This window comes from Lacipirellulaceae bacterium, assembly GCA_040218535.1.
Classification (GTDB): domain Bacteria; phylum Planctomycetota; class Planctomycetia; order Pirellulales; family Lacipirellulaceae; genus Adhaeretor.
Window position 1 is genome coordinate 103,564 of sequence record JAVJRG010000010.1, and the last position, 19,289, is coordinate 122,852.

Here is a 19,289-nt window from a genome sequence, read left to right on the forward strand (position 1 = left end):
GGAATCTCATGACAGCGGCGGCTTTTCAGGCGGCCTCGGCACCCAGGAACCCTGTCGCAGGTTCTTGGGCTAACTTACGGAGGATCTTTTGGAATTCGGCAGTCGAGCTGGTTTGCTTGTCACCCATGCAAAGCCCAGCAAGTCGATCGACTTCTGCTGCGTCGGTGATTTCTGTCAGCGGTTGAAGGCCATCGGCGGTGACCGCCACTAGCACCAACTTGTTGCCGACCTGAATGAGCTGGGCCGTCGTGCGGCCCACTAACGGCGCGCGACCGAGGACTTGGAAAGCTGCCTGCGGTAGTGCCGCGTTAGGATTATGTTTCCCGCCACGCCAGAGCCATGCACAGACTAGGAATAGTCCGACGACAATCGCCAGACCTGCGCCTGCCGTGGAGAAAAGCTGGCTGACTGGCAGCCCGAGGGGAGATTTGGTTTTGGCTGCTGCACCATTGATTGTGCCATCGGTCGCAGACGATGGAGCCAGCTTCCTTGGGTCGGCGGCTGCCGCCACTCTTGGCTCCTTGCTCGGTAGATTTCCGCGCACGACTTCCGCAGGAGGAAAATTGCTCTGCCGAGTATCAAACCGATTCGCAGCAAATCGCTCAGGTGGTGAGGAGTCCGTTTCAGGGCGGAAACGAGGTGCTTCCGTAGCAGGTGCTTGGTCTCTTTGGTAGGAAATCAGCGTCTGAGAAGCCAATGCCGAGCTGCTAACAATTACCACTGTCACCAGCAGCGTCAGTAGCGCACTGGTCAGCGTCAGTCGTCGATAGGAGATCGTGCTTGGCACCTTGGACGGCATCCCGTTTCAATACAGGCCGGGGACCGAGCCGATAGCTCGGATTCGAACGGCTTATACGAACGAGAGCATAGAAATGCCAGATCAATCAGGCTTCACGCGACGGCTGCTAGCACGGGAAACAGCCTCAATCCTCAGCGTCGCCTTCGATGAGTTCGGCGACGCGTACGCAGAAGTTGTCGTTTAGAACCAGCACTTCGCCGCGGGCGATGAGGCGGCCGTTGACGTAGATGTCTGCCGGATCGCCAGCGAGCTTGTCGAGCGGGACAACGGCTCCCTGCTTCAGTTTCAGGACTTCGCGCATCTGCATGTGGGTTCTGCCGAGCTCGATCGTCAGATCCAGTTGGACATCGCGCATCAATTCGAGAGAGGCCGATTCAGAATTGGCTTTCGCGCCAGCAAAATCCTGTAACTGAAAATCGCGGACTCCCGGCATCAGGACGTCCCCTTCGGGCTGATCGATCGATTCGAGCGCTTTTTCAGCCTTGTTGAGGAGGAGTTCCATATCCTCGGCTGAAACGGCCGGATCCACGTTGCTAGCAGAAGTGCTGGCTGCCGCTTTAGCGGTTGCATCAGCTTGTGCGGTTTCTTCAGACATGGCAATCCTTTACCAAGGTGAATCAGCTTTCCAAAATATCAGCCGGTACGCGTTAGCGTCCGGTTCTCTAGGACAACCGGGTGCTAACGCCCTGCGGCTAATATCCCTCAGGCTCGCTATCTCTCGACGAATGAGAAATCAACGATCAGTGCGTCGTGCAACAACGGCTTACCGAGCGCGCGATTGGTTTTCTCCAAAATCTTCCGTTTGATCAAGTCCAATGAGGGATCAGCAAAGTCGGTGACTTCCATTCCACGGACCGTGATGGTGACTTGTTCAGCAATACGCTGTTGATTTGTCGTGTAGAGTTCGTCGAACTCGGAAGCCTCGTCTGCTAGCACCGTGCCCCAGAGATCGAAGTTCACATTCAGGCTGCTACCCGTTTCCGCACTCGTGTGGCGAATATGATGGGCACCCAGATGGACTTCAACCATGTCGCCCAGCGGCGAAGTTTCATCATCCACCTCCGTCTCTCCCTCGTCGTCCTCAACCGCTTCGAGATCTTCCTGCTTTGCCTCGGCAAGCTCTTCAGCAATCGCCTGAGTCGCCTCGGCATCGGGAATGAGTATCGAAGCTGCCGCGATCTCAAGCAAGACCACGACTGATACAAACGCCAGCGCTTTCACGAGCGTGATCATACCGCTCTTGGGCTTGGGTGCGTCTTCTACTTGTTCAGATTCGTCAGCCATGGTTCTACGGGGATCTAAGGATCTAAGGTTTCGGCATTATCCAGTCGTGATATTCTGGGGCGTTAAAGTCTGGGCAGGGGTTACCATCACAAGCTTAGGTTACAGATTGGGGTCTGTTGGGGCCGTTTTTGTGCCGTCGGGTTCTAAATCTTGGACACGTTCATCCCACATGAGGATCTGAACGCGAGCGTTACTAGCAAGTCGATCGGGGTCGACTCCGACATAAATGGGCTCGCTGGCACCGGCCATGCTGAGCCGAATCCGCTTCTCGTCGATTCCTTCCTGAATCAGAAACTCTTTCGTATGGCGGCTCCGTGCGTACGCCAGATCCATGTGGTCGGTGTAGCCGCTGGCCGGGTCGACGGGCTTGCGGGAGGTATGTCCACGAACTTCGATTTTCTGCGGTTTGCCAGAAATCTGTTTGATGATGTTCACCAGTGCTCGGCGATTCTGTTCGGTAAGTTCAGCGGAATCCTCCTGGAAGTAAATGATCCCACCGATCGACGAATCATCACCGGGGCGAACGATCTGAACCTTTTTGTGATCGCCGTGGACGGCCTCAACATCTTGCCCACCGCTTTTCGTGTCCTTCTTCTTCGCACGGCCCATCTCGGAGAGGCTGGGGTTCTGTGCCGTTCGGGGACGAATCTCTCCCGGTGCTAAGGAAGCCTGTGACATATCGTGGCCAAACTGCTCACGAATCGACTCGACCATTGCCTGATATTGCTCGTCCTCTTTGATCTCACTCATCGACACAAGCATGATAAAGAACGTCAAGAGCAGCGACATCATGTCGCCGAACGTAACGACCCACTCGGGTATTCCAGGTTCTGGTTCTTCTTCGATAGCCACAGCTAGTTTTCAGTGTTCAGTGTTCAGTTCACTCGCGTTATGCGGCTTGCCCATCTTCGCTACGTTGTGCGGCAGGGATGAATGTATTTAGTTTTTGCTCGATAACGCGTGGGTTTTCCCCCGATTGGATGGCCATGATGCCGCGGACGATGATTTCCATTGCGAGAAGCTCTTGCTTGTTGGTGAAGCCGAGCTTTTCAGCGAAAGGCAGGAACACCACGTTTGAGGCAATCGCTCCGTACATTGTGGTCAGCAACGCCACCGCCATACCGGCACCGATCTTCGACGGGTCGCTCATGTCACCCAGCATGATGACCAGGCCCATCAGCGTGCCGATCATGCCAAACGCCGGTGCGAAACGGCCCATACAGTCGAGCAAGCTCTTGCCGTCACGGTGACGCGTTGCCACCGCGTCCAGCTCCGTTCGCATGATGTCTTCCATTACTTCGGGGCGTGTGCCGTCGACAGCCATTTGGATACCGAGAACGACAAACGGGTTTTCGATTTCTTCGATGCGTCCTTCCAAGGCGAGCAATCCATCGCGACGCGCCGTTTCGGCGAGACTGACGATCTCTTCAATCAGGCGTGGGATGGAATCCAACTTGTAAAAGAACACTTTCAGGCCGACTTTGAAGACGCTGAAGAAGTTCTTCATCGGGAACGAGATCATCGCTGCCGCGATCGCACCACCGACTACCACCATCAACGAGGGGTAATCGATAAACGAAGCGAATGAGCCACCACCGATCACGATCGACCCGAGGATCAGGCCGATGGCGAGAATCATTCCTATGACTGTGGCGAGATCCATGATCGAGTGCGAGCCGCGAAAGTTGAATTACCGCGGGCCTTAGTTTGGGCGGGCTTGAGGTTGCAATTTAGAAACGTGTACCGAGAAACATAGCTTTCTGTGGACATCATGGACTTGGATGCGGGGTCTTCGTGAAACACTGTTTGGGTTACAAGTGCCCTGTTCGTCACAACCCGCACAATCCTCAGTGGCTACCCACCTCTGAAGGCAGAAGCCGCTTGCTGCGGTGGTAGTCAACGGCTCGTTCTAGCACTTCTTCGGGGGTTTCGCCGACCACAAGCCGGTCGTTGGACGTCAACGTGATAAACGTATCGGGACGCTTCTCGACGTACTTAATGAGCTCGGCATTGAGGATGAAGGCCTCGCCGTCGAGTCGGGTGAGTTTGATCATGGTTAGATATTGAAATACAAGGATGACATCTACTGCCATTCCGACGGGAGGCTCACCGACTGAGGAATCCGGAACAAACTAGAGTTCGGACCAGATTTCTCGGTGGCTGTCGCTCGGTCAAAATGACACGTTAGTATTACCTTCTCAACGCCAACAACTCGTCGAGGAGTTGCTGCACGGCGGTGATGACCCGGGCTCCGCCTCGGTATTGCGTGGAGGCAAGGATTAGCTCGATGAGATTCTCACCGATGTCGGTGTTGGAAAGCTCAACCGCACCGGCAGTGATCGAGCCGATGCCTTGGGAGTTGGGCACGTCCTCAATCGGCAAGCCGGAGTTCACGCCGGCAGCGAAAAGGTTGTCCCCTATTTGCTCCAAGCCGTTATTGTTAGCGAAACGCGCCATGACAATTTGTCCCAACGTGCGGGAGCTACCGTTGGTGTACACACCCTCGATGCTTCCTGACTCGGAAATGGTAAAGCTGGAGAGCGTACCAGCAGGGAAACCGTCTTGGAAACTGACGTTTAAGCGATCATTCCCATCTTGGGAAAGTCCATTGACTTGCGTGAAATCGAGTTCGAACTCCAGCGGCGACTCAGAAGGAAGGTCTTCCCGTTGGATCGCAATCCGGTTATTCGAAACCGAACTAAAATCGCCGTTGCCATCGGTCTCGATTACGCCAGTGCCAACAACGGTTCCAACGCCGACTTCGGGTTGATTGTCTGGGGAAGTGGCAATCCAGCGGAAACGCGCATTCAGGCTGTCGCTTTCTTCGAGATAGGTGGTGATGCGAACCCTGATCGGTGAACCGAGGCTATCGTATACCACCACATCGGCCGTATCACCGGAGCCATTTGCTTGCCCCGGGTTCTGCGAATTGAATTGCAAGGGAATCGAATCAGGACTTCCGCCACTAGCAGGGGTCAGTTGGAAAGCAGACAGGTCGATTTGCAGGGCATTCTCTACGCCTAAGTTCGAAGTGAACTGAATCCGACTATCTGAAAGGGTGCCACCGTAGTTGTCGACAGGAAAGCTATCTTCGATCGCCGTCTTCACGATGCCAAGAGAGTCTTCCATGAAGCTAATCAAGTCTTGCACGGTCGTGGTGCTCGTGATCGTGAGCGACCGGGTCGCCAAATCACGATTGTTCTTGCCGCCAGTGAACTCTAACTCTCCCTCTTCAAACAAATTGATGTAGTTGGAGCCATCGCGTGAAACGACGTCGACTAACGGCAAGCCAAACGTGATGTCGGGACCCTCCAGGTCGATCTGACTATTGGCGGAGATCACCGAGTCGGGGTTATTGTCAATGTAAGAAATGCCTGAACTCATTCCGGCAATCTCAGCAGGTGTGATCGATTCGACCAGATGAAAGGCGTTGCTGTTGTTCGTCAAGTTGCGATAAATACGCACGCCATCGAAGCCACCAGTAGCCGGGTTGCCGGACGGTGCCGGGAGATCGTCAAGCCGGATGCGCGGCGAGTTCGTGGCGTCGGCGGTAACAGGACCGAACCGCGCTGTGGGACGACTCTCCTCGCCACTGACCGAGTTGTAAAAGGTGACATAGTATTCGTAGGCTCCGCTATCCAGGCCCGTCGTATCTAACGTTGCCCCAAGCGAACCATCCGCGCTTGTGTCACTGAAAGTTGTCGTTCCTGCCGCCACGCTTCCAGCAAGACGAAAATCAGTGTCTACATTAGCGTTATTTCGATAGATATTGATCGTCGTGAATTCACTGCCGCCCGCGGGCTGTGGCAGATTACTCAGATCAATTGAACTGCCTGGAGCGCCAATCGCTAATGAAGCCGATACATTCGAGGAAGGGCCTTCGTTACCGTCGGCATCAACAAAGGTGATGCGATAACTGTAGGAACCGGCCCCTACAGCCCCTCCGCCACCAGCCGCGATGGTGGTTGATTCTAGCGGCAGTGTTAGTGCCGTGAGAGTTGACGCACTGGAGTCAGGGACTTCCTTGGAACCGTCACTCAAGATGCCCGACTGAATTACTTCAGGGGTTGTTCCAACCGTGCCTTCGCCATCAAGGCCGCCCGTCAGCACAACATTCTGCGTCGCTTGAGCAATGGCGGATTCGCCTAATGGAATCTGGATGGGTGAAACAACGCTCGTTTCGACATTAAACTCGCTGTCGACGCCGTAACCTAACACGCGCTGTCCGGTGATCGTGACGATTTCGTTCTCCGCATTGGTTTTAAACTGTCCGTTACGGGTGTAGAGTTTCTCGCCAACATTCTGTCCCTGAACAATAAAGAACCCATCGCCTTGAATTGCCAAGTCCAGCGGGTTCGAGCTGATCTCGATTGTGCCCTGGTTAAAGTCCTGAGCAATCTCAGCAACCTTGACACCGAGGCCCACTTGCCGCGGGTTCGTACCGCCGCGGCCGTCGGTTGGTGCCGAGCCGATGCTTTGCGTTTGCAAGAATTGCGTGGCGAAGTTAACGGTTGACTCTTTGAAGCCAACCGTGTTTGAGTTGGCAACGTTGTTACCCACAACGTCAATCGAAGTCTCCGCCGCGCTCATTCCAGTAAGTGCGGTTGTTAGTGCGGATTGAAGTCCCATGGTATTCTCTCCCCTGGTTCGGGTTTGTTCTCTGTTAAGTTCCTGCGTTTGAAAATTTCTGCCGGAATGCGTTAGCATCCGGTTCCCTGAGCAACCGGGGGCTGACGCCCAACGGCTAAGGGCGTCACTACTGCGGCGGGCGAATCTCCGCCACGTTGTTCAGGCTGACGGTGTAACTCCGCGACGGGTCAATCAACTGCGGTTGTGATGACAACACCGCGGGGCCACGCTGACTATCCGCTTTGTTATCAAGGAAGGTGGCGTCGTCGGTTTCGGTTATGGATCCCACGTGAAGAAACTCTCCGTCACCGGTTCGATCCGTCCGATAAACCTGTTTGACGCTGTTGGTTTTAGGAAGGTTGCTAAGCAGAACCGAAGCACCGCTCGTTTCGCCCACCGCTAAACCTGATTGGCCTGCGAGCGGATCTACACCAAAAAGTTGGCCGTTCTCTTCCCAAACAACCCGGTACTGGTAGAAGCCTTGCTCGATTTCCCCAGGCTCTTCATCGACTCTTGCTGAGGGGTTGAGATCAAGGTGCAGCTTCGGCTCGCCATTGGCAACAGAGATACGATCAACGATTCCATTGACCCGCTGAAAGTCGTCCGAGAGGGCTTCGATATCGGCGCCAATCAAATTCGTTGCGCTAGAGATATTCTGCCCCAGCAAAACTGCATCGAGGGTCGCAGTGAGTTTGTCCGTGGCACCCACTTCGCGGATCTGACTGATCTGAGCTATTAGTTCGTCGTTTTCTAGCGGGTTGAGTGGATCTTGATTCTGCAGCTCAACAATCATCAGCTCCAGAAAATCATCGAGATCTAGGTCGTTCAGTGAGTTTGTTTCTCCGAACGGCTGATCGTTGGTTGTACCTGTCAGCGAACTAGTTACGTTTGGTAGTTGAGACATGGTTTTCTCGTTGAAATTGACGGTATCTGTGGGTGATTCCGGAAGCTAGACGCGGATATCTAGCCCCTGGTCATGTTCTGTAGGAATCGCTTTTTGGTTTTCTACTGCAGTCGCTTCAGTTGAGCTGACTTCTTGCTCCGCTGCGGTTCGACGCGCCGACTTCGATTGTTGCTGTGTACGACGCTCGCCGGGCAGTTCGTGGTCGGGAGTCTGTCGGCTCTCATCGCGGACATCGACATCGAAGGTTTCGATGCGGATGTCTTGCTCTGCGAGACGATCGCGCAACGCTGGCAGGTTCTCGAGAATAAGATTTCGTGCTGCGTTCGTTTCTGTTTCCAAAGAGGCCGTCAGCGAGCCTTGTTGCACCGAAAGTTCGATCCGAAGAAGCCCTAGCTCTGGAGGCGACAGACGCACTTGGATACGACCATCGCGCTGCTGTGCTGCTTTGAAGGCACCGCTTACTCGACCGAGAAAACGATTGCGGTCCACGGTCGGTGTGTCGCGCAGCTCAGCATCCGCGGTGGTGGTTTCGTTGGTAAGTGGACTGTTCCCTGCACGTGCCGTCACCGATGTGAGTAGTTCGGCACTAGTTGGAGTAGAGACTTGCAGGGTTGAAGACGTGGTCGGCTGAGCTGACTCAGCAGTGAATTCGACATCGACAGAAGTAATTCCGACAGCCTTGTCACTAACGGGTTGTTCTGCTGCGCTGGTCGAGGGTTTCTCGGATGCGGACTTGCGGCTGCGCTTTAGAGCTTCTGGCTGGGTTGGTTCTGCTTGCTCCTGCTCGCTTTCGCCTGTCTCCTCGGCTACTGGGGTTACCTCAGACGGCACGGAGTTCTTCTCTTGGGCTTTCGCCTCCTCATTCGCTACTGCGCGATCAGCCCCACTGACTTCCGCTGCCGGCACAATGTTGTCACCTGTCGCGACTTTTTCCGCTTGGAAAGTCGCAGAGACAGATCCCTGCTGCTCGACGTGCGAATCATCGGACGCCTGAGTGGCTTCAACCGATTCTCCTCCTTGCGCCAGTTCCTCCGATGTTTCTTGGTCCGCCTCGTCTGTGGCGAGGAGCTCTGAAGGTTTTTCCGCAGTGGCTTCTTGTTCCGTTTCTTCTTCTGTCGCGTTTGCGACGGCTTCGATCTCTGGACTCGAGTTGGTTTCTTCGGTCACTTCGATTGCTTGTGTTTCAGATGCAACGGCAACGGCTTCCTCGGAAACCTCAACCGCATCTCCGTTCGACTCGTTTTCTCCTGGTCCTTCAGACACGGGTTCGTCAGAACTCGCTTCCGTGGATGATGTATGTTCGGAGGTTGCTTCCTGCTGTTGGCTGTCTTCTTGCTCTGAAGTGTCGATGCTCTCATCAGCTTCTTGGCCTAAGGAAGTCTCCGGCGGTCGCGAGGGTGAGTTACTACTTGCCAGAACCTCTCCAAGCAGGTCACTAAATCCAGCTTCACCGTTGGGAGAATTCCCAGGTGTCGCGGTCGTCACCTCGAATATTGGTGACAAGGGATCGTTTGTGATGCTGCTCATCTTGATTAGTTCTCATCCTGCTTGAGTTGGCTAAGCTCACTGAGCCGATCGTCGAGATACTGCTTGGTCTCACCTCCATCGCCCATTGCCTGCAACAGACGGTAGAGGATGTCGATATCCTCGTCCGTTCCCACGAATGTCCGCAGAATCTCTTGTTGGTTCCGTTTGGACATGCTCGATAGGACTTTAATCACCTGGTCCATTTCGCCTTCTTCGATCATCCGCTTAATCACCGGCTTCGCTTGCTTCTTGGCGATTAGCATTTCAATCGACTCGCGAACCTTTTGAACGGCTTCAGCCATCACCGACTGGCGCAGGTCCTCAAGAAATACTTCCACTTCTTCGCGCAGCTGGTTGTAACGCCCTGTAGCGCTGTTGAGCTGTTTGAAGTCGTAGTCAAAGGTTGCTAGCGAGTCGTCGAGTTCCTTCTTCTTGGCATCAAACTGTAGGGTCGCGATGCGGAGTTGCTCCTGCTGTTGTTCGTAGGAGGGTTCCTCGTCGGGGACGATCATCTCTGGCTTATCTTGTGCGTTTTCGATCGCTTCGAGGTCGACGTCATGGAGTACGGCAAGGATTTTCAACATACGCTCATCGTCGAGCTTGCCCGTCTGGCGCAGGTAACCATAGCCAAATGCGCCCGTCAGCACGGTCGCGACGCAGAGATATCCGATCAGTGGAAAGAGGAAACGCGTCATTGCCGTTCACCTCCGACCATGTTCGTGCCAACTTCGTCGAGAACTTTGGCTTCTGCTCGTTGTGCAGCCAGTTGGTATTCGGCGAACCGGCGCTCGTCGAGCTTGTCGAGGACGCGAACTTCGCGATCCGCTTCGACAAGAGCAAGGCGACGTCGCTCGATTTCTTGTTGCAATGTTGCCGCCTGATCGCGCATCGTGCGCACCTGAGTTTCTAGGGAAGCTTGGTAGCGTTGGGACTCGAGCAATTGGGCGACGTCGGGGGATTGGCTGACCACAATTTCCTGCTGTTGCTGCCGAAGGGTTACAATCTCGTCTTTGACTTCCGCACACCTCTCTAAAAGGATCTCTTCCGCACGAAACGCTTCTGCCAGCTTTACGCTCCGCGCATCACGTTCTTGCAAACGGAGCTTGCGAAGTGTTTCGAGTTGGAATTGATAACGTGGCATCGTTTCGCCGCAGTGCTTGCACCGCGTTCATTAAGCGGCAGGGCTTTCAGGATTGCTGGCTGGTTGATTCACCAAGGACACCCGAGCAACGAGCGCTCGGAGTTGCTGGCGTACATCTTCCAAACTGTGCTTCTCTCGTGTTGATTGACACAAGAAGGCATTGATCTCGTCCCGCATTTCCACTGCCGCATCCAATTTGGGATTCGCACCCTTGCGGTAGGCACCGATGGTGACCAAATCCTCGTTCTCTGCGTAAATGGCTAGCAGCTCTCGCAGGATCTGAGTGGCCTGCCGGTCCTCGTCGGAAATGAGGTCGTTCATCAGACGGCTGATGCTGCTGAGGACGTTGATTGCTGGGTAGTGGCCTCGCTCGGCCAGTTTTCGCGACAGCCAAACATGACCATCGAGCAAGCCCCGCATCGTATCGGCCACAGGTTCGTTCTCGTCATCACCTTCGACCAGCACGGTATAGAAGGCGGTGATGCTCCCGGCAGTTGTTTTGCCCGCACGCTCAACAAGTTTCGGCAACAGCGCAAAAGTGGAGGGCGGATAGCCCCGCGTTGCAGGCGGTTCGCCCGCTGCGAGTCCGATCTCGCGTTGGGCGAGCGCGAAACGCGTAACGGAGTCCATAATCAATAACACGTTTTTGCCCGCATCGCGAAAGTACTCCGCAATGGTCGTCGCTGCGTAAGCCGCCTGAACCCGGAGGAGTGCCGGTTCATTGCTTGTTGCAGCGACAACGACGCTTCGCGCCAATCCTTCGGGGCCTAATTCGCGTTGGATGAACTCGTTCACTTCACGGCCACGTTCGCCAATCATCGCGACGACGGTAACATCGGCCTCGGTGTGCTGAGCCATCGCACCCATGAGAACGCTCTTCCCGACACCAGACCCAGCGAAAATTCCCAAGCGTTGTCCTTGCCCGACGGTCATCAGCCCATCGATCGCTTTGACACCAGTTCCCAGCGCCGTATCAATCCGAACGCGCTCCGTCGGAATGACCGGCTGAGATTCCAGGGGCAGACGCTGTCGCAACATTGGTTGTGGGCGTCCGTCGATACAACGACCGCGAGAATCGACGACTCGACCAAGAAGCCCTTCGCCAACCTTCAGAGTTCGGGACGTCCGCACCAAACGAACTCGGCTGCCACGCCGCACCCCTTCAAGGTTGCTAAGGGGCATGACCAGAGTCTGGTTCTCACGAAAGCCAACGACTGCCGCCTCGATCGTATCTCCCGCCTGGCGATCGATCGTCACCATCGCCCCCACGGGGACCGGAAAATCCGCGACGGCAGCGGTGAGGCCGACCGTCTGCACGACGCTACCGGTCACGCCGGTGAGCATCGCGTCGTTAATGTGTTGGGGTAAGACATCCATGGTGGCGTTGCTTTCGATCTAGCTAGTAGAGAGGCCCTCTGCCCACACGCCGCCACCGTGCTGAGCTGCCCGTTCAATTCGGTTTAGTTCAGTTCCTGTTGAATTCTTTCCAGTTGGGTTTCGAGTTGTTGGTCGATGGTGCCGTAGGTAGTTTCCACACGACAACCACTGAGGCTGATCGTCTCGTCGGCCTCAATGCGAGCTTTGGCGAGTGGATTGATTGCCTCGGTCAGTTGTTGCACATGGCTGGCAATGGTCTCGTGGTCTTGCGGATTGAGCCGTATCGTGAGTTCACTGCTGCCGGCGGCTAGCTCCAACGCTTCGCGAATCCAATTTGTGGCGATCTCCGGGCGACGCGATATCTCTCCACGGACAAGTCGCTCCGCAATCGCTGCGGACAGTCCGACCGCTGAGTTTTCCCAGTGCTGAAGCCACTCTTGTCGTGACTCTTCGATTTGGTGAACCGCTCCCTGCAAAGCAGGCACGAGTGTTTTCATTTGCTGGGCGACCTTTTCGTCGAGGATGCGCTCGATGGCCGCTTCGGCGGCGGCGCGACCTTCAGTCTCGGCCTGACTGCGAATCTTCGCGGCATCTGCTTTGGCTTGCTTGATGATTGCGTCTGCCCTGGCTTGCACACCGACAAGCATCTGCTCCGCTTGCCCAGCCATATCCGTCAAGTTGTAAGCGACACCGGCAAGGGAACTCCCCTCGGGTGTGTGCTGATACTGACGTTTGATGATGGTGGCCATGGGTGGTATCCCCTAGTTCGCCGCTTCGCTGTTGAGCAAACCCGCGCGTTGGGCAATCTGTAAGAGGGACTGGTGGGCAAGCTCGACAGATTCGCGACTGACTTTTCGCTTGCGAGTTGACTTACGGAGCTTTCTTGCTTCTTTCTTTGGTAGCCCGCTGGTGAGCTGTCGGAAGCGTTGCTCTGTCGTTGAGCCAAGGTAAACCTGGACGACTTGTTCGTTGGCCACCGCTAGTAGTGCTTGAAGCTCAGATTGCCCAAGTGTTTCAAGCAGTGCTGGATCGAGATCGTCGTTGACAGCCTCGCCATGCCTGGTCGGCTGCCAGGAAACCGCGTCCTCTTCAGAAACAAAGTCTTCAGAAGCCGCGACGGCCGCTGATTCATTCGCTTCCTCCACTTCGGTTTCCAAGCTTGGCGACTCTGGAGTTGCTAAGCCGTAGGCCGTGGCGAAGCGATTCTGTGTCGAACTAGCCGGCAGCAAGCTAGCTGGTTCCTCATTAAGAGCCGTTGCTACTTTTGGATCGTGCTGCTGGATCCGATCAAGAATCACGCGACGCTCGTGTTCAGGTGCGTTCAGAAGAATCCGACGAGCCAAATCGCTACCACATTGGAAATACTCTTGATGTCGGCGACGCTGCTCAAGCCTCTCAGCCAGTTGCACTTCCAGCTCTTCCACCGCATCGTCGACGGCGGGGTGCGAGTACACAAGCCGCTGAATCACCAGCGATTGGGTGGCCGAGGGAAGATGCGAGAGCGTTTCAGCAGCTTGCGTTTCCGTAAGCCGCGACAGTACCAGAGCGATTACTTGGGGATGCTCTTCGGTGAGTTGCCCCGCAAGTTCGGAGCCGGCGGCGTCGGAGATCAATAGCCGACGTTGCTCGGGACTAATTACCTGTTCGTTGGCGTCGGCGTCTCCGGTTGATTCTTCCTGCTGCGACTCCAGTTCGCGTTCGTACTCTTCGAGACGCTCCATCTGACGTTCGATGGAGGCATCGATGTCTAGCTCGACCGCGTCAGAAGTACGAGAGAGGTCGTTTCGTGAGTGGGCAGGGAGTTTTTCTTCAGTTGTACTCCGTTGGAACTCAAGAAGGACTTTTTCTTGCTCCTCAGGGTCGATCTCGCCGAGTTGATCGATCAGTTTATGGACTTGTGCGGCTTCGCGTTCGGGAAGACTCTCCAGGAGCTGATTGGCTAGCGCATCGTCCACGCTGGCCACGAGGATGGCAACTCGGCGTAGATTGTCGATGCGTTGATCCGTCTTCATCTGCTACTTCCACATTAGCCGGCGTTGGAAATCCAAGTTCTCAGGATTGCCGCGGCCGCATCAGGGTCTTCTTTCACGATATCCGCGAGATCGTCTTTGAGGTTCGATCCCTTCTTCAGCTTTAGTTTGGGACGACGTTCCTCGGCGGTTTCTTTTGGCTCTCCCTCGGCGGTACTCGCCCCCTCCTCAACGGTGATCTCCGCGACAGCCAGAGACGCGGGGGGCTCAGTATGAGGAATGGACTTAACCATCGACCGCAACATCACGAGCCCGACCAAAGCAAACCCCGCGGTAAGAATCGTGTTGAGATTGCTACTCGCCCAGAACAAGCCTTCCGTGACCACCGAAGGTTCCTCGACTGGCGGAGGGGGCAATGTCGGCAAGAACGTTACTTTCACATCGGAGAAATTCTCTTTCGCCACTTGTTTCGGCAAGAGGTTCGAGACGCTTTCCTTGATCTTGCGTGCTGTCTCGTCTTCAATTTTCGTGAGCAAGTCGGCAGGCGGTTGGTCATCAGGCCCTGCGTCAGGGTTTTTCTCACGCCACACACGGTTGATATAGCTCGTAGGGACGGCAATCGACGCCTGCACGTTCGTCGGTGTGAGTCCACTCTCGGTGATCACTTCATCGGCTGTAGGAACAAAAGAGTCCGTTTGGTTGTCTTTCGTTTCTGTCTTGCTGACGAGCTTCGCAGTCTCCTCGGGAGCGGAACGCCCCGGGCCTTGGGCGGTGATCCCCGGTTGTTGTCCCCCCTCAACTCGCTCATTACTCGTTTCTTCTGTTTGGATTCGTTCGTGATAAGTCTGAGTTTCACCATCTGATTTTCGGCGATGGCTTTCGAACGTAAGGGTCTTGTCAACTTCCGCATTCACTTGCACGCGTATCCCCGGGATACTAGCGAGCAAGTCTTCGATACGACGCTGCATCAGTCGTTCGTAATTGGTACGCGTCCGGTAGTAAGGGTCGTCGAAATCTTCCGCGGAAACGCCACTCCCCCCCCCGGCAAATTCGGAACCGCTCGATTGGTCAAGAATGGTCACGTCGCTGGGATTGAGCCCCGCAATTGCACCTGCCACGGCCATGCGAATCATCTTCTGTCGCTTGGCGTTTAGCGTTTCGCCGCTTTCGGGTCGCACGCTGACGGTGGCTGAAATCTTCTCTTTCGTAAAACCTTGCGGCTCGCGGATATCGTACATCACCTTCGCGTCGGTGATGCCGTCCATGTTGCGGACGATCATTGAGAGCTTGCGTTCCTTGGCACTTTTGACTCGCTGCATTTGCAACTTGTGCGGCATGAACGGGCTCACCTCGAGCGCTTCGTCCATGAGGGTGTCAAAGTTCGCTGGCAGAGCCCCGGCGCTTGCAATGTCTCCCATAAGCTGGAGCTTCTTATCGCTGGGAACCAAAAAGCGATTTCCCTTTCGCTCCACGCCACTCACCTTACTTTTCGCCAAGGCAGCCTCGACGGCATCGGCTTCACGCGAGGAGAGGATCTCTCCATTGAAAAGATACTCGTCCGCACCCGAGCTGTGCTGCTGGAAGAGATAACCCAGGCTAACGACGATCACCCCCAGGAGTAGCGCGGCGGTAATGCGCGCAGCTGGAGTCATCGATTCGAAGAGTTCGCGTAGTTGTCTTATCGAGTCGTTCAAAGCGTCCGTCCGTGGATGCTAGTGGTTTCTTTTTTCATCTGTAGGGAACACCCTCTGTAGCGTTCCCTACATTGAGTTGTGTCACGTTAAATCCGAATATCTTTGATCTCTTGATAGGCTTGCATTGCCTTGTTTCTCATTTGCAGCATCAGTCGGAAAGCCATATCTGCTTTCTGAACCGCAGTGAGTACTTCCGCTGGATCGACATCGCCTCCGGTCATCAGTGTTTCAACGGCCACATCGGCCTGCTGTTGCATTGCGTTCACATCCTGGATCGAGTCGAGCAAGAAGTTCTTGAACGAACCCGATTGCTGTGCCTCGCCCGCACCAGCGGGAGCCGAAGGCATGGGGGGAAGTCGGAAAGCTTGGTTGGCGGCAGCGTTGCCGATGGTGTTCATTGCACGGTTCCTTCACGTCGGCCCCCCAACGTTTCGGTTACGTCGATAGCTCCTCTAGTTTGTCGTTTTCCCGGGGATTAATACTCGACACGACACTACTAACGCCATGCCAATACGGGACTAGGCCAGTATCTGCAGCGTCCTCGATCCCAGGTCCTTGGTGACTTCAATTACCCCTAAGTTGGCCTCATAGGCTCGTGTTGCTTCCAACGCGTCGACGAATTCGCTAGTCATATCTATGTCAGGATAGGCAACATAGCCATTCTCGTTCGCGTCTGGGTGCCCCGGTTCGTACTTCATGCGTGGCTGTGAATTCGAATACTCGACGCTCCCAATCTGCACGCCGAGGCCTCCGCCGGAAGTCGAAACTTCGGCATCTGTCTCAAAGGTAACGTAGCGTGGCACGTAAGGCGCTGCCTCACCGCGTTCGTTACGCGTAGTACTCATGTTGGCAAGGTTGGAAGAGATCGCGTTGAGCCGCGTTCGCTGAGCGACAAGCCCGCTGGTACTGACGTCGAAAGCACTAAACATTGGTCTCTGTCCTCGTGGCTGTGGCTTCTAGCCGCAGTTTTGGCCTCGTAAAGAACTGGGGCAGGATGCCCCAATCACGGTTATGCTCTTTCGGTAATGGCTGCCCTGAGGAGCCGGAATTGGGCGGTCATCAGGCTCAGTGCCAAATTGTGTTTTGCTTGGTTTTTGGAGATTTCAGCGACCTGTTTTTCCAGGCTCACGTCGCTCTCGTCGTGGAATTTGATGCTTTTCATAGCGTCCTTCACTTTCGTGAAGTCGGCGTGAGGTCGCTCAACGCTACTACGGCAATAGCTGTAGCTTGGAGCGTTCTGACTACGACTCGCCTCAACGGCTTCCTTTAAACTCGTCTGAAAATCTTCAACGGACAGATCGCGTGTTTGATAGCCTGGCGTGTCCAAGTTGGCCAAGTTTCCCGCGAGAACGCCGTGGCGTGCCTGCGTGAAATTGACAACCTGCTCAAGAACAGGGACGGACGAGTTGTCGAATAAATTGGAAATCATTTTAAGCTGTTAGCGATTAGTCGTTAGCAGTTAGCTTTATTGCTTGGCAAATGGCGTTCCCCAAATTGCCTTTCCTCTGTGCCCTCCGTGCCTCCGTGGTTTCTTCCTAGTTTGCCGCTCTGGAATTTAAGCCGCATCGGCAATTTCTGCCGAACGAATCGGTAGATTCTGCCGCACTGAATCCTGCTCAGGAGAGAATTGCTTCGTCCGCGGCGCGTATCCATACGATCGCAGCTTGCCGCTGAGTGTACGAACACCGATTCCCAGAGCCTCGGCAGTCTTCGCTCGATGGCCACCATAGTGTTCGAGCGTTGCGACGATCATCGCTCGCTCAACCTCTTCCAGGCTGGAACCGACGGGCAAAGCGGTTTCTTCGATCGGAGACGACTCACAACCTTCAGGCTGCTGTAGCCACGGGCGAAGTTCGCTGGCCGTGAGTGGTTGGCCTTGGTTGAGGACACAAGCCCTCGTGATCAAGTTTTCCAACTCGCGAACATTGCCAGGCCAATGGTAAGTGGCGAAGAGCTCGCGGGCGTCGTTGGCCAACTCACACCGCTTGCGGCTTAGCCGAAGAGCGGCTTTTTCCAAAAAGAAATCAGCTAATTGTTGCACGTCTTCACCGCGTTCCCTCAAAGGTGGTAGCTCTAACGGAACCACAGCGAGCCGATAATAAAGATCCTCACGAAACTGTCCCGTGGCGATGTGTTCGGCTAAGTTCCGATTCGAACTCGCTAACACGCGAACGTCCGCGCTGCGTGTTTCACTCGAGCCAACGGGCTCGAAGCTGCGTTCTTGCAACACACGTAGCAGTTTTGCTTGAAGCGTCAGGTCGATCTCCGTAATTTCGTCCAGGAAGATTGCACCTCCCTCGGCCAATTCAAACCTTCCCGTTCGGTCGGTATCAGCCCCGGTGAATGCACCTCGACGGTGTCCGAAGAGCTCACTCTCAGCGAGTTGCTCCGAAAGAGCAGGGCAATTGAGGCTTACCAGCGGACCCTCGGAGCGTTGGCTCAGAGCATGCACGGCACGGGCCACGAGCTCTTTGCCAGTGCCACTCTCGCCGCAGATGAGTACGGTCTCGTCGGTCGGGGCTACCTGTTTGATCCGCTCACGCAGGAGCTGCATCGCTGGGCTGTTGCCAACCATGTTGAAATCGTCCGGCGACGAGTCAGATGACTCCTGACTTTCAACAAGCTGGCCCCGTGCGAATGCACGCGCAACCAATTGCTCAAGTTGATTGACATCAAACGGCTTTTCCATGTAGTCGAACGCTCCGTGCCGAATCGCCTCGACCGCTGAGGTAATCGTGGCGTGCGCGGTGACCATTATCGCCTGCGTACGCAAGCGTCGTTGCGAGATCTCGCGGATGAATTCCAGCCCGTCCATGCCCGGCATTTGCAGATCGGTGACAACTACTTGAAATGGGACCTCTGCCGCCTGTGACTTTTCCAACACAGGTAGTGCTTCAACGGCACTGGCCACACCCTCGACCGAATAGCCGGCGTGTCGCAACACATCGATCACCGAGTCCCGCGCAGCCGCGTGGTCGTCGACAACGAGAACACGACCCTGGGTTTTCTTATTGGTAGGGCTCATGCAGCGGCCTTCATTGCTTGTCGGGGAAGTTCAATTGTGAAGGCTGCACCACCTTCAGGGCAATTCATCGCGGAGATACGACCGCCGTGAGCCGACACGATTCGCTGAACAATGGCCAATCCCAAGCCTGTGCCCGTACTCTTTGTGGTGAAGAAGGGATCGAACAGTTTGCTTAGTTGCTCTTCCGAGAACCCTGGACCGCTGTCAGCGATTTCAAGCTCAAACCCTTGAGGCCCGTCGTACGAGGTGATCACGAGGTCGCCTCCCTCGTTCATCACATCGAGCGAGTTGAGCGTCAAGTTCAGCAATGCGCGACGGAACATTTCACGGTCCGCAGTCAGCAGTGTCTCCGAGGGCACGTCGATCGTGATTTCGATGCCTTGAGCTTCGAGTTGAGGAGCGAGAGACTCACCAATCTCGTCAACCAAATCGCGAACCAGAAAGGAGCGCCAATCGGGCTCACGCTGACTGGTAAAATTCAATAGATCGTTCACTGTCGTGTCGAGGGCGGTAAACCCTGCCTCCACTTTCGTAAGGATGTCGAGACTTTCCGCATCTGAGGAAAGCCGACGTCGTAACAGACTCAAATAAAGGGTCACGGGGACCAAACTATTTCGTACTTCGTGGGCAACGTGCCCGGCCATACGCCCGAGATCTGCGAGGCGTTCTTGCCGGGCAAGCTCTCGGTTCTTGGCTTCGAGTTCATCAGTAAGTCGCGCAACTTCCCCCTGCAGCGTCTCATGAGTTTGCTGCAACCGATGTGTCGCGTCGTTCCACGCGGCAAGAATGGTTTCGAGGCTGGCATCTTCGTTGATTTCTGTGACCGCTTCGTTCGGGCTGGCTTGCGTCTCGTCCGGCGCCACCAGTCGGAGCGTGGGTTCTTCGCTGCCACATGGCACTGTGTTATCAAGTTGGAAAGCCGGATTAGTCATTCAATTA

The 19,289-nt window shown here is 55.2% G+C and carries 20 protein-coding genes; all 20 read right to left on the reverse strand.

Going from position 1 to position 19,289, the window contains the following annotated elements:
• Window positions 1-25: 25 nt before the first annotated feature.
• The 20 genes from RIB44_12520 to RIB44_12615 all read right to left on the reverse strand — a co-directional run bounded on the left by RIB44_12520 (window position 26) and on the right by RIB44_12615 (window position 19,282).
• Window positions 26-799: a flagellar biosynthetic protein FliO gene (locus RIB44_12520; protein MEQ8617389.1), complete on the reverse strand. Its 774-nt coding sequence runs from the start codon at window positions 797-799 to the stop codon at window positions 26-28.
• A gap of 124 nt (window positions 800-923) precedes the next feature.
• The gene (fliN, locus tag RIB44_12525) at window positions 924-1,394 is read right to left on the reverse strand and encodes a flagellar motor switch protein FliN (protein ID MEQ8617390.1); all 471 of its coding nucleotides are present in this window, start codon (window positions 1,392-1,394) and stop codon (window positions 924-926) included.
• A 116-nt stretch (window positions 1,395-1,510) separates the two neighbouring features.
• A complete protein-coding gene (locus tag RIB44_12530) occupies window positions 1,511-2,083 on the reverse strand; it encodes a hypothetical protein (protein MEQ8617391.1) in 573 nt (190 codons plus the stop codon).
• Window positions 2,084-2,182: 99 nt separating this feature from the next.
• Window positions 2,183-2,935 carry a flagellar motor protein MotB gene (locus RIB44_12535; GenBank protein ID MEQ8617392.1) on the reverse strand — a complete coding sequence of 251 codons (753 nt, stop codon included), beginning with the start codon at window positions 2,933-2,935 and terminating at the stop codon, window positions 2,183-2,185.
• A 37-nt stretch (window positions 2,936-2,972) separates the two neighbouring features.
• Window positions 2,973-3,746: a motility protein A gene (locus RIB44_12540; protein MEQ8617393.1), complete on the reverse strand. Its 774-nt coding sequence runs from the start codon at window positions 3,744-3,746 to the stop codon at window positions 2,973-2,975.
• Between the two features lie 184 nt (window positions 3,747-3,930).
• Window positions 3,931-4,137 (reverse strand): flagellar FlbD family protein, encoded by a 207-nt coding sequence (locus tag RIB44_12545; GenBank protein MEQ8617394.1) that lies wholly within the window; start codon window positions 4,135-4,137, stop codon window positions 3,931-3,933.
• A 136-nt stretch (window positions 4,138-4,273) separates the two neighbouring features.
• On the reverse strand, window positions 4,274-6,712 hold the full coding sequence (locus RIB44_12550) for a flagellar hook-basal body complex protein (GenBank protein ID MEQ8617395.1): 2,439 nt from the start codon (window positions 6,710-6,712) through the stop codon (window positions 4,274-4,276).
• A 127-nt stretch (window positions 6,713-6,839) separates the two neighbouring features.
• Window positions 6,840-7,616: a flagellar hook capping FlgD N-terminal domain-containing protein gene (locus RIB44_12555; GenBank protein MEQ8617396.1), complete on the reverse strand. Its 777-nt coding sequence runs from the start codon at window positions 7,614-7,616 to the stop codon at window positions 6,840-6,842.
• 45 nt (window positions 7,617-7,661) lie between these two features.
• Window positions 7,662-9,143 carry a flagellar hook-length control protein FliK gene (locus RIB44_12560; GenBank protein ID MEQ8617397.1) on the reverse strand — a complete coding sequence of 494 codons (1,482 nt, stop codon included), beginning with the start codon at window positions 9,141-9,143 and terminating at the stop codon, window positions 7,662-7,664.
• Between the two features lie 5 nt (window positions 9,144-9,148).
• Window positions 9,149-9,838 (reverse strand): hypothetical protein, encoded by a 690-nt coding sequence (locus RIB44_12565; GenBank protein ID MEQ8617398.1) that lies wholly within the window; start codon window positions 9,836-9,838, stop codon window positions 9,149-9,151.
• Window positions 9,835-10,284 carry a flagellar export protein FliJ gene (gene fliJ, locus RIB44_12570; GenBank protein ID MEQ8617399.1) on the reverse strand — a complete coding sequence of 150 codons (450 nt, stop codon included), beginning with the start codon at window positions 10,282-10,284 and terminating at the stop codon, window positions 9,835-9,837. Before fliJ ends, RIB44_12565 begins: the two co-directional genes overlap by 4 nt.
• 30 nt (window positions 10,285-10,314) lie before the next feature.
• Complete coding sequence (locus RIB44_12575; GenBank protein MEQ8617400.1) at window positions 10,315-11,661, reverse strand: FliI/YscN family ATPase; 1,347 nt, start codon at window positions 11,659-11,661, stop codon at window positions 10,315-10,317.
• Between the two features lie 83 nt (window positions 11,662-11,744).
• Window positions 11,745-12,410, reverse strand: a complete 666-nt coding sequence (locus tag RIB44_12580; GenBank protein ID MEQ8617401.1) for a FliH/SctL family protein — start codon at window positions 12,408-12,410, stop codon at window positions 11,745-11,747.
• 12 nt (window positions 12,411-12,422) lie between these two features.
• Entirely contained in the window at window positions 12,423-13,673 is a 1,251-nt protein-coding gene (locus RIB44_12585) for a hypothetical protein (GenBank protein MEQ8617402.1), read from the reverse strand.
• A 14-nt stretch (window positions 13,674-13,687) separates the two neighbouring features.
• Window positions 13,688-15,283: a hypothetical protein gene (locus RIB44_12590; GenBank protein MEQ8617403.1), complete on the reverse strand. Its 1,596-nt coding sequence runs from the start codon at window positions 15,281-15,283 to the stop codon at window positions 13,688-13,690.
• 128 nt (window positions 15,284-15,411) lie between these two features.
• Window positions 15,412-15,723, reverse strand: coding sequence for a flagellar hook-basal body complex protein FliE (fliE, locus tag RIB44_12595; protein ID MEQ8617404.1), 312 nt, complete (start codon window positions 15,721-15,723; stop codon window positions 15,412-15,414).
• 120 nt (window positions 15,724-15,843) lie between these two features.
• On the reverse strand, window positions 15,844-16,254 hold the full coding sequence (gene flgC, locus RIB44_12600; protein ID MEQ8617405.1) for a flagellar basal body rod protein FlgC: 411 nt from the start codon (window positions 16,252-16,254) through the stop codon (window positions 15,844-15,846).
• Window positions 16,255-16,334: 80 nt separating this feature from the next.
• Complete coding sequence (locus RIB44_12605) at window positions 16,335-16,754, reverse strand: flagellar basal body rod protein FlgB (protein ID MEQ8617406.1); 420 nt, start codon at window positions 16,752-16,754, stop codon at window positions 16,335-16,337.
• Window positions 16,755-16,880: 126 nt separating this feature from the next.
• Window positions 16,881-18,350, reverse strand: a complete 1,470-nt coding sequence (locus RIB44_12610; protein ID MEQ8617407.1) for a sigma-54 dependent transcriptional regulator — start codon at window positions 18,348-18,350, stop codon at window positions 16,881-16,883.
• Window positions 18,347-19,282: an ATP-binding protein gene (locus RIB44_12615; protein ID MEQ8617408.1), complete on the reverse strand. Its 936-nt coding sequence runs from the start codon at window positions 19,280-19,282 to the stop codon at window positions 18,347-18,349. Before RIB44_12615 ends, RIB44_12610 begins: the two co-directional genes overlap by 4 nt.
• Window positions 19,283-19,289: the final 7 nt, after the last annotated feature.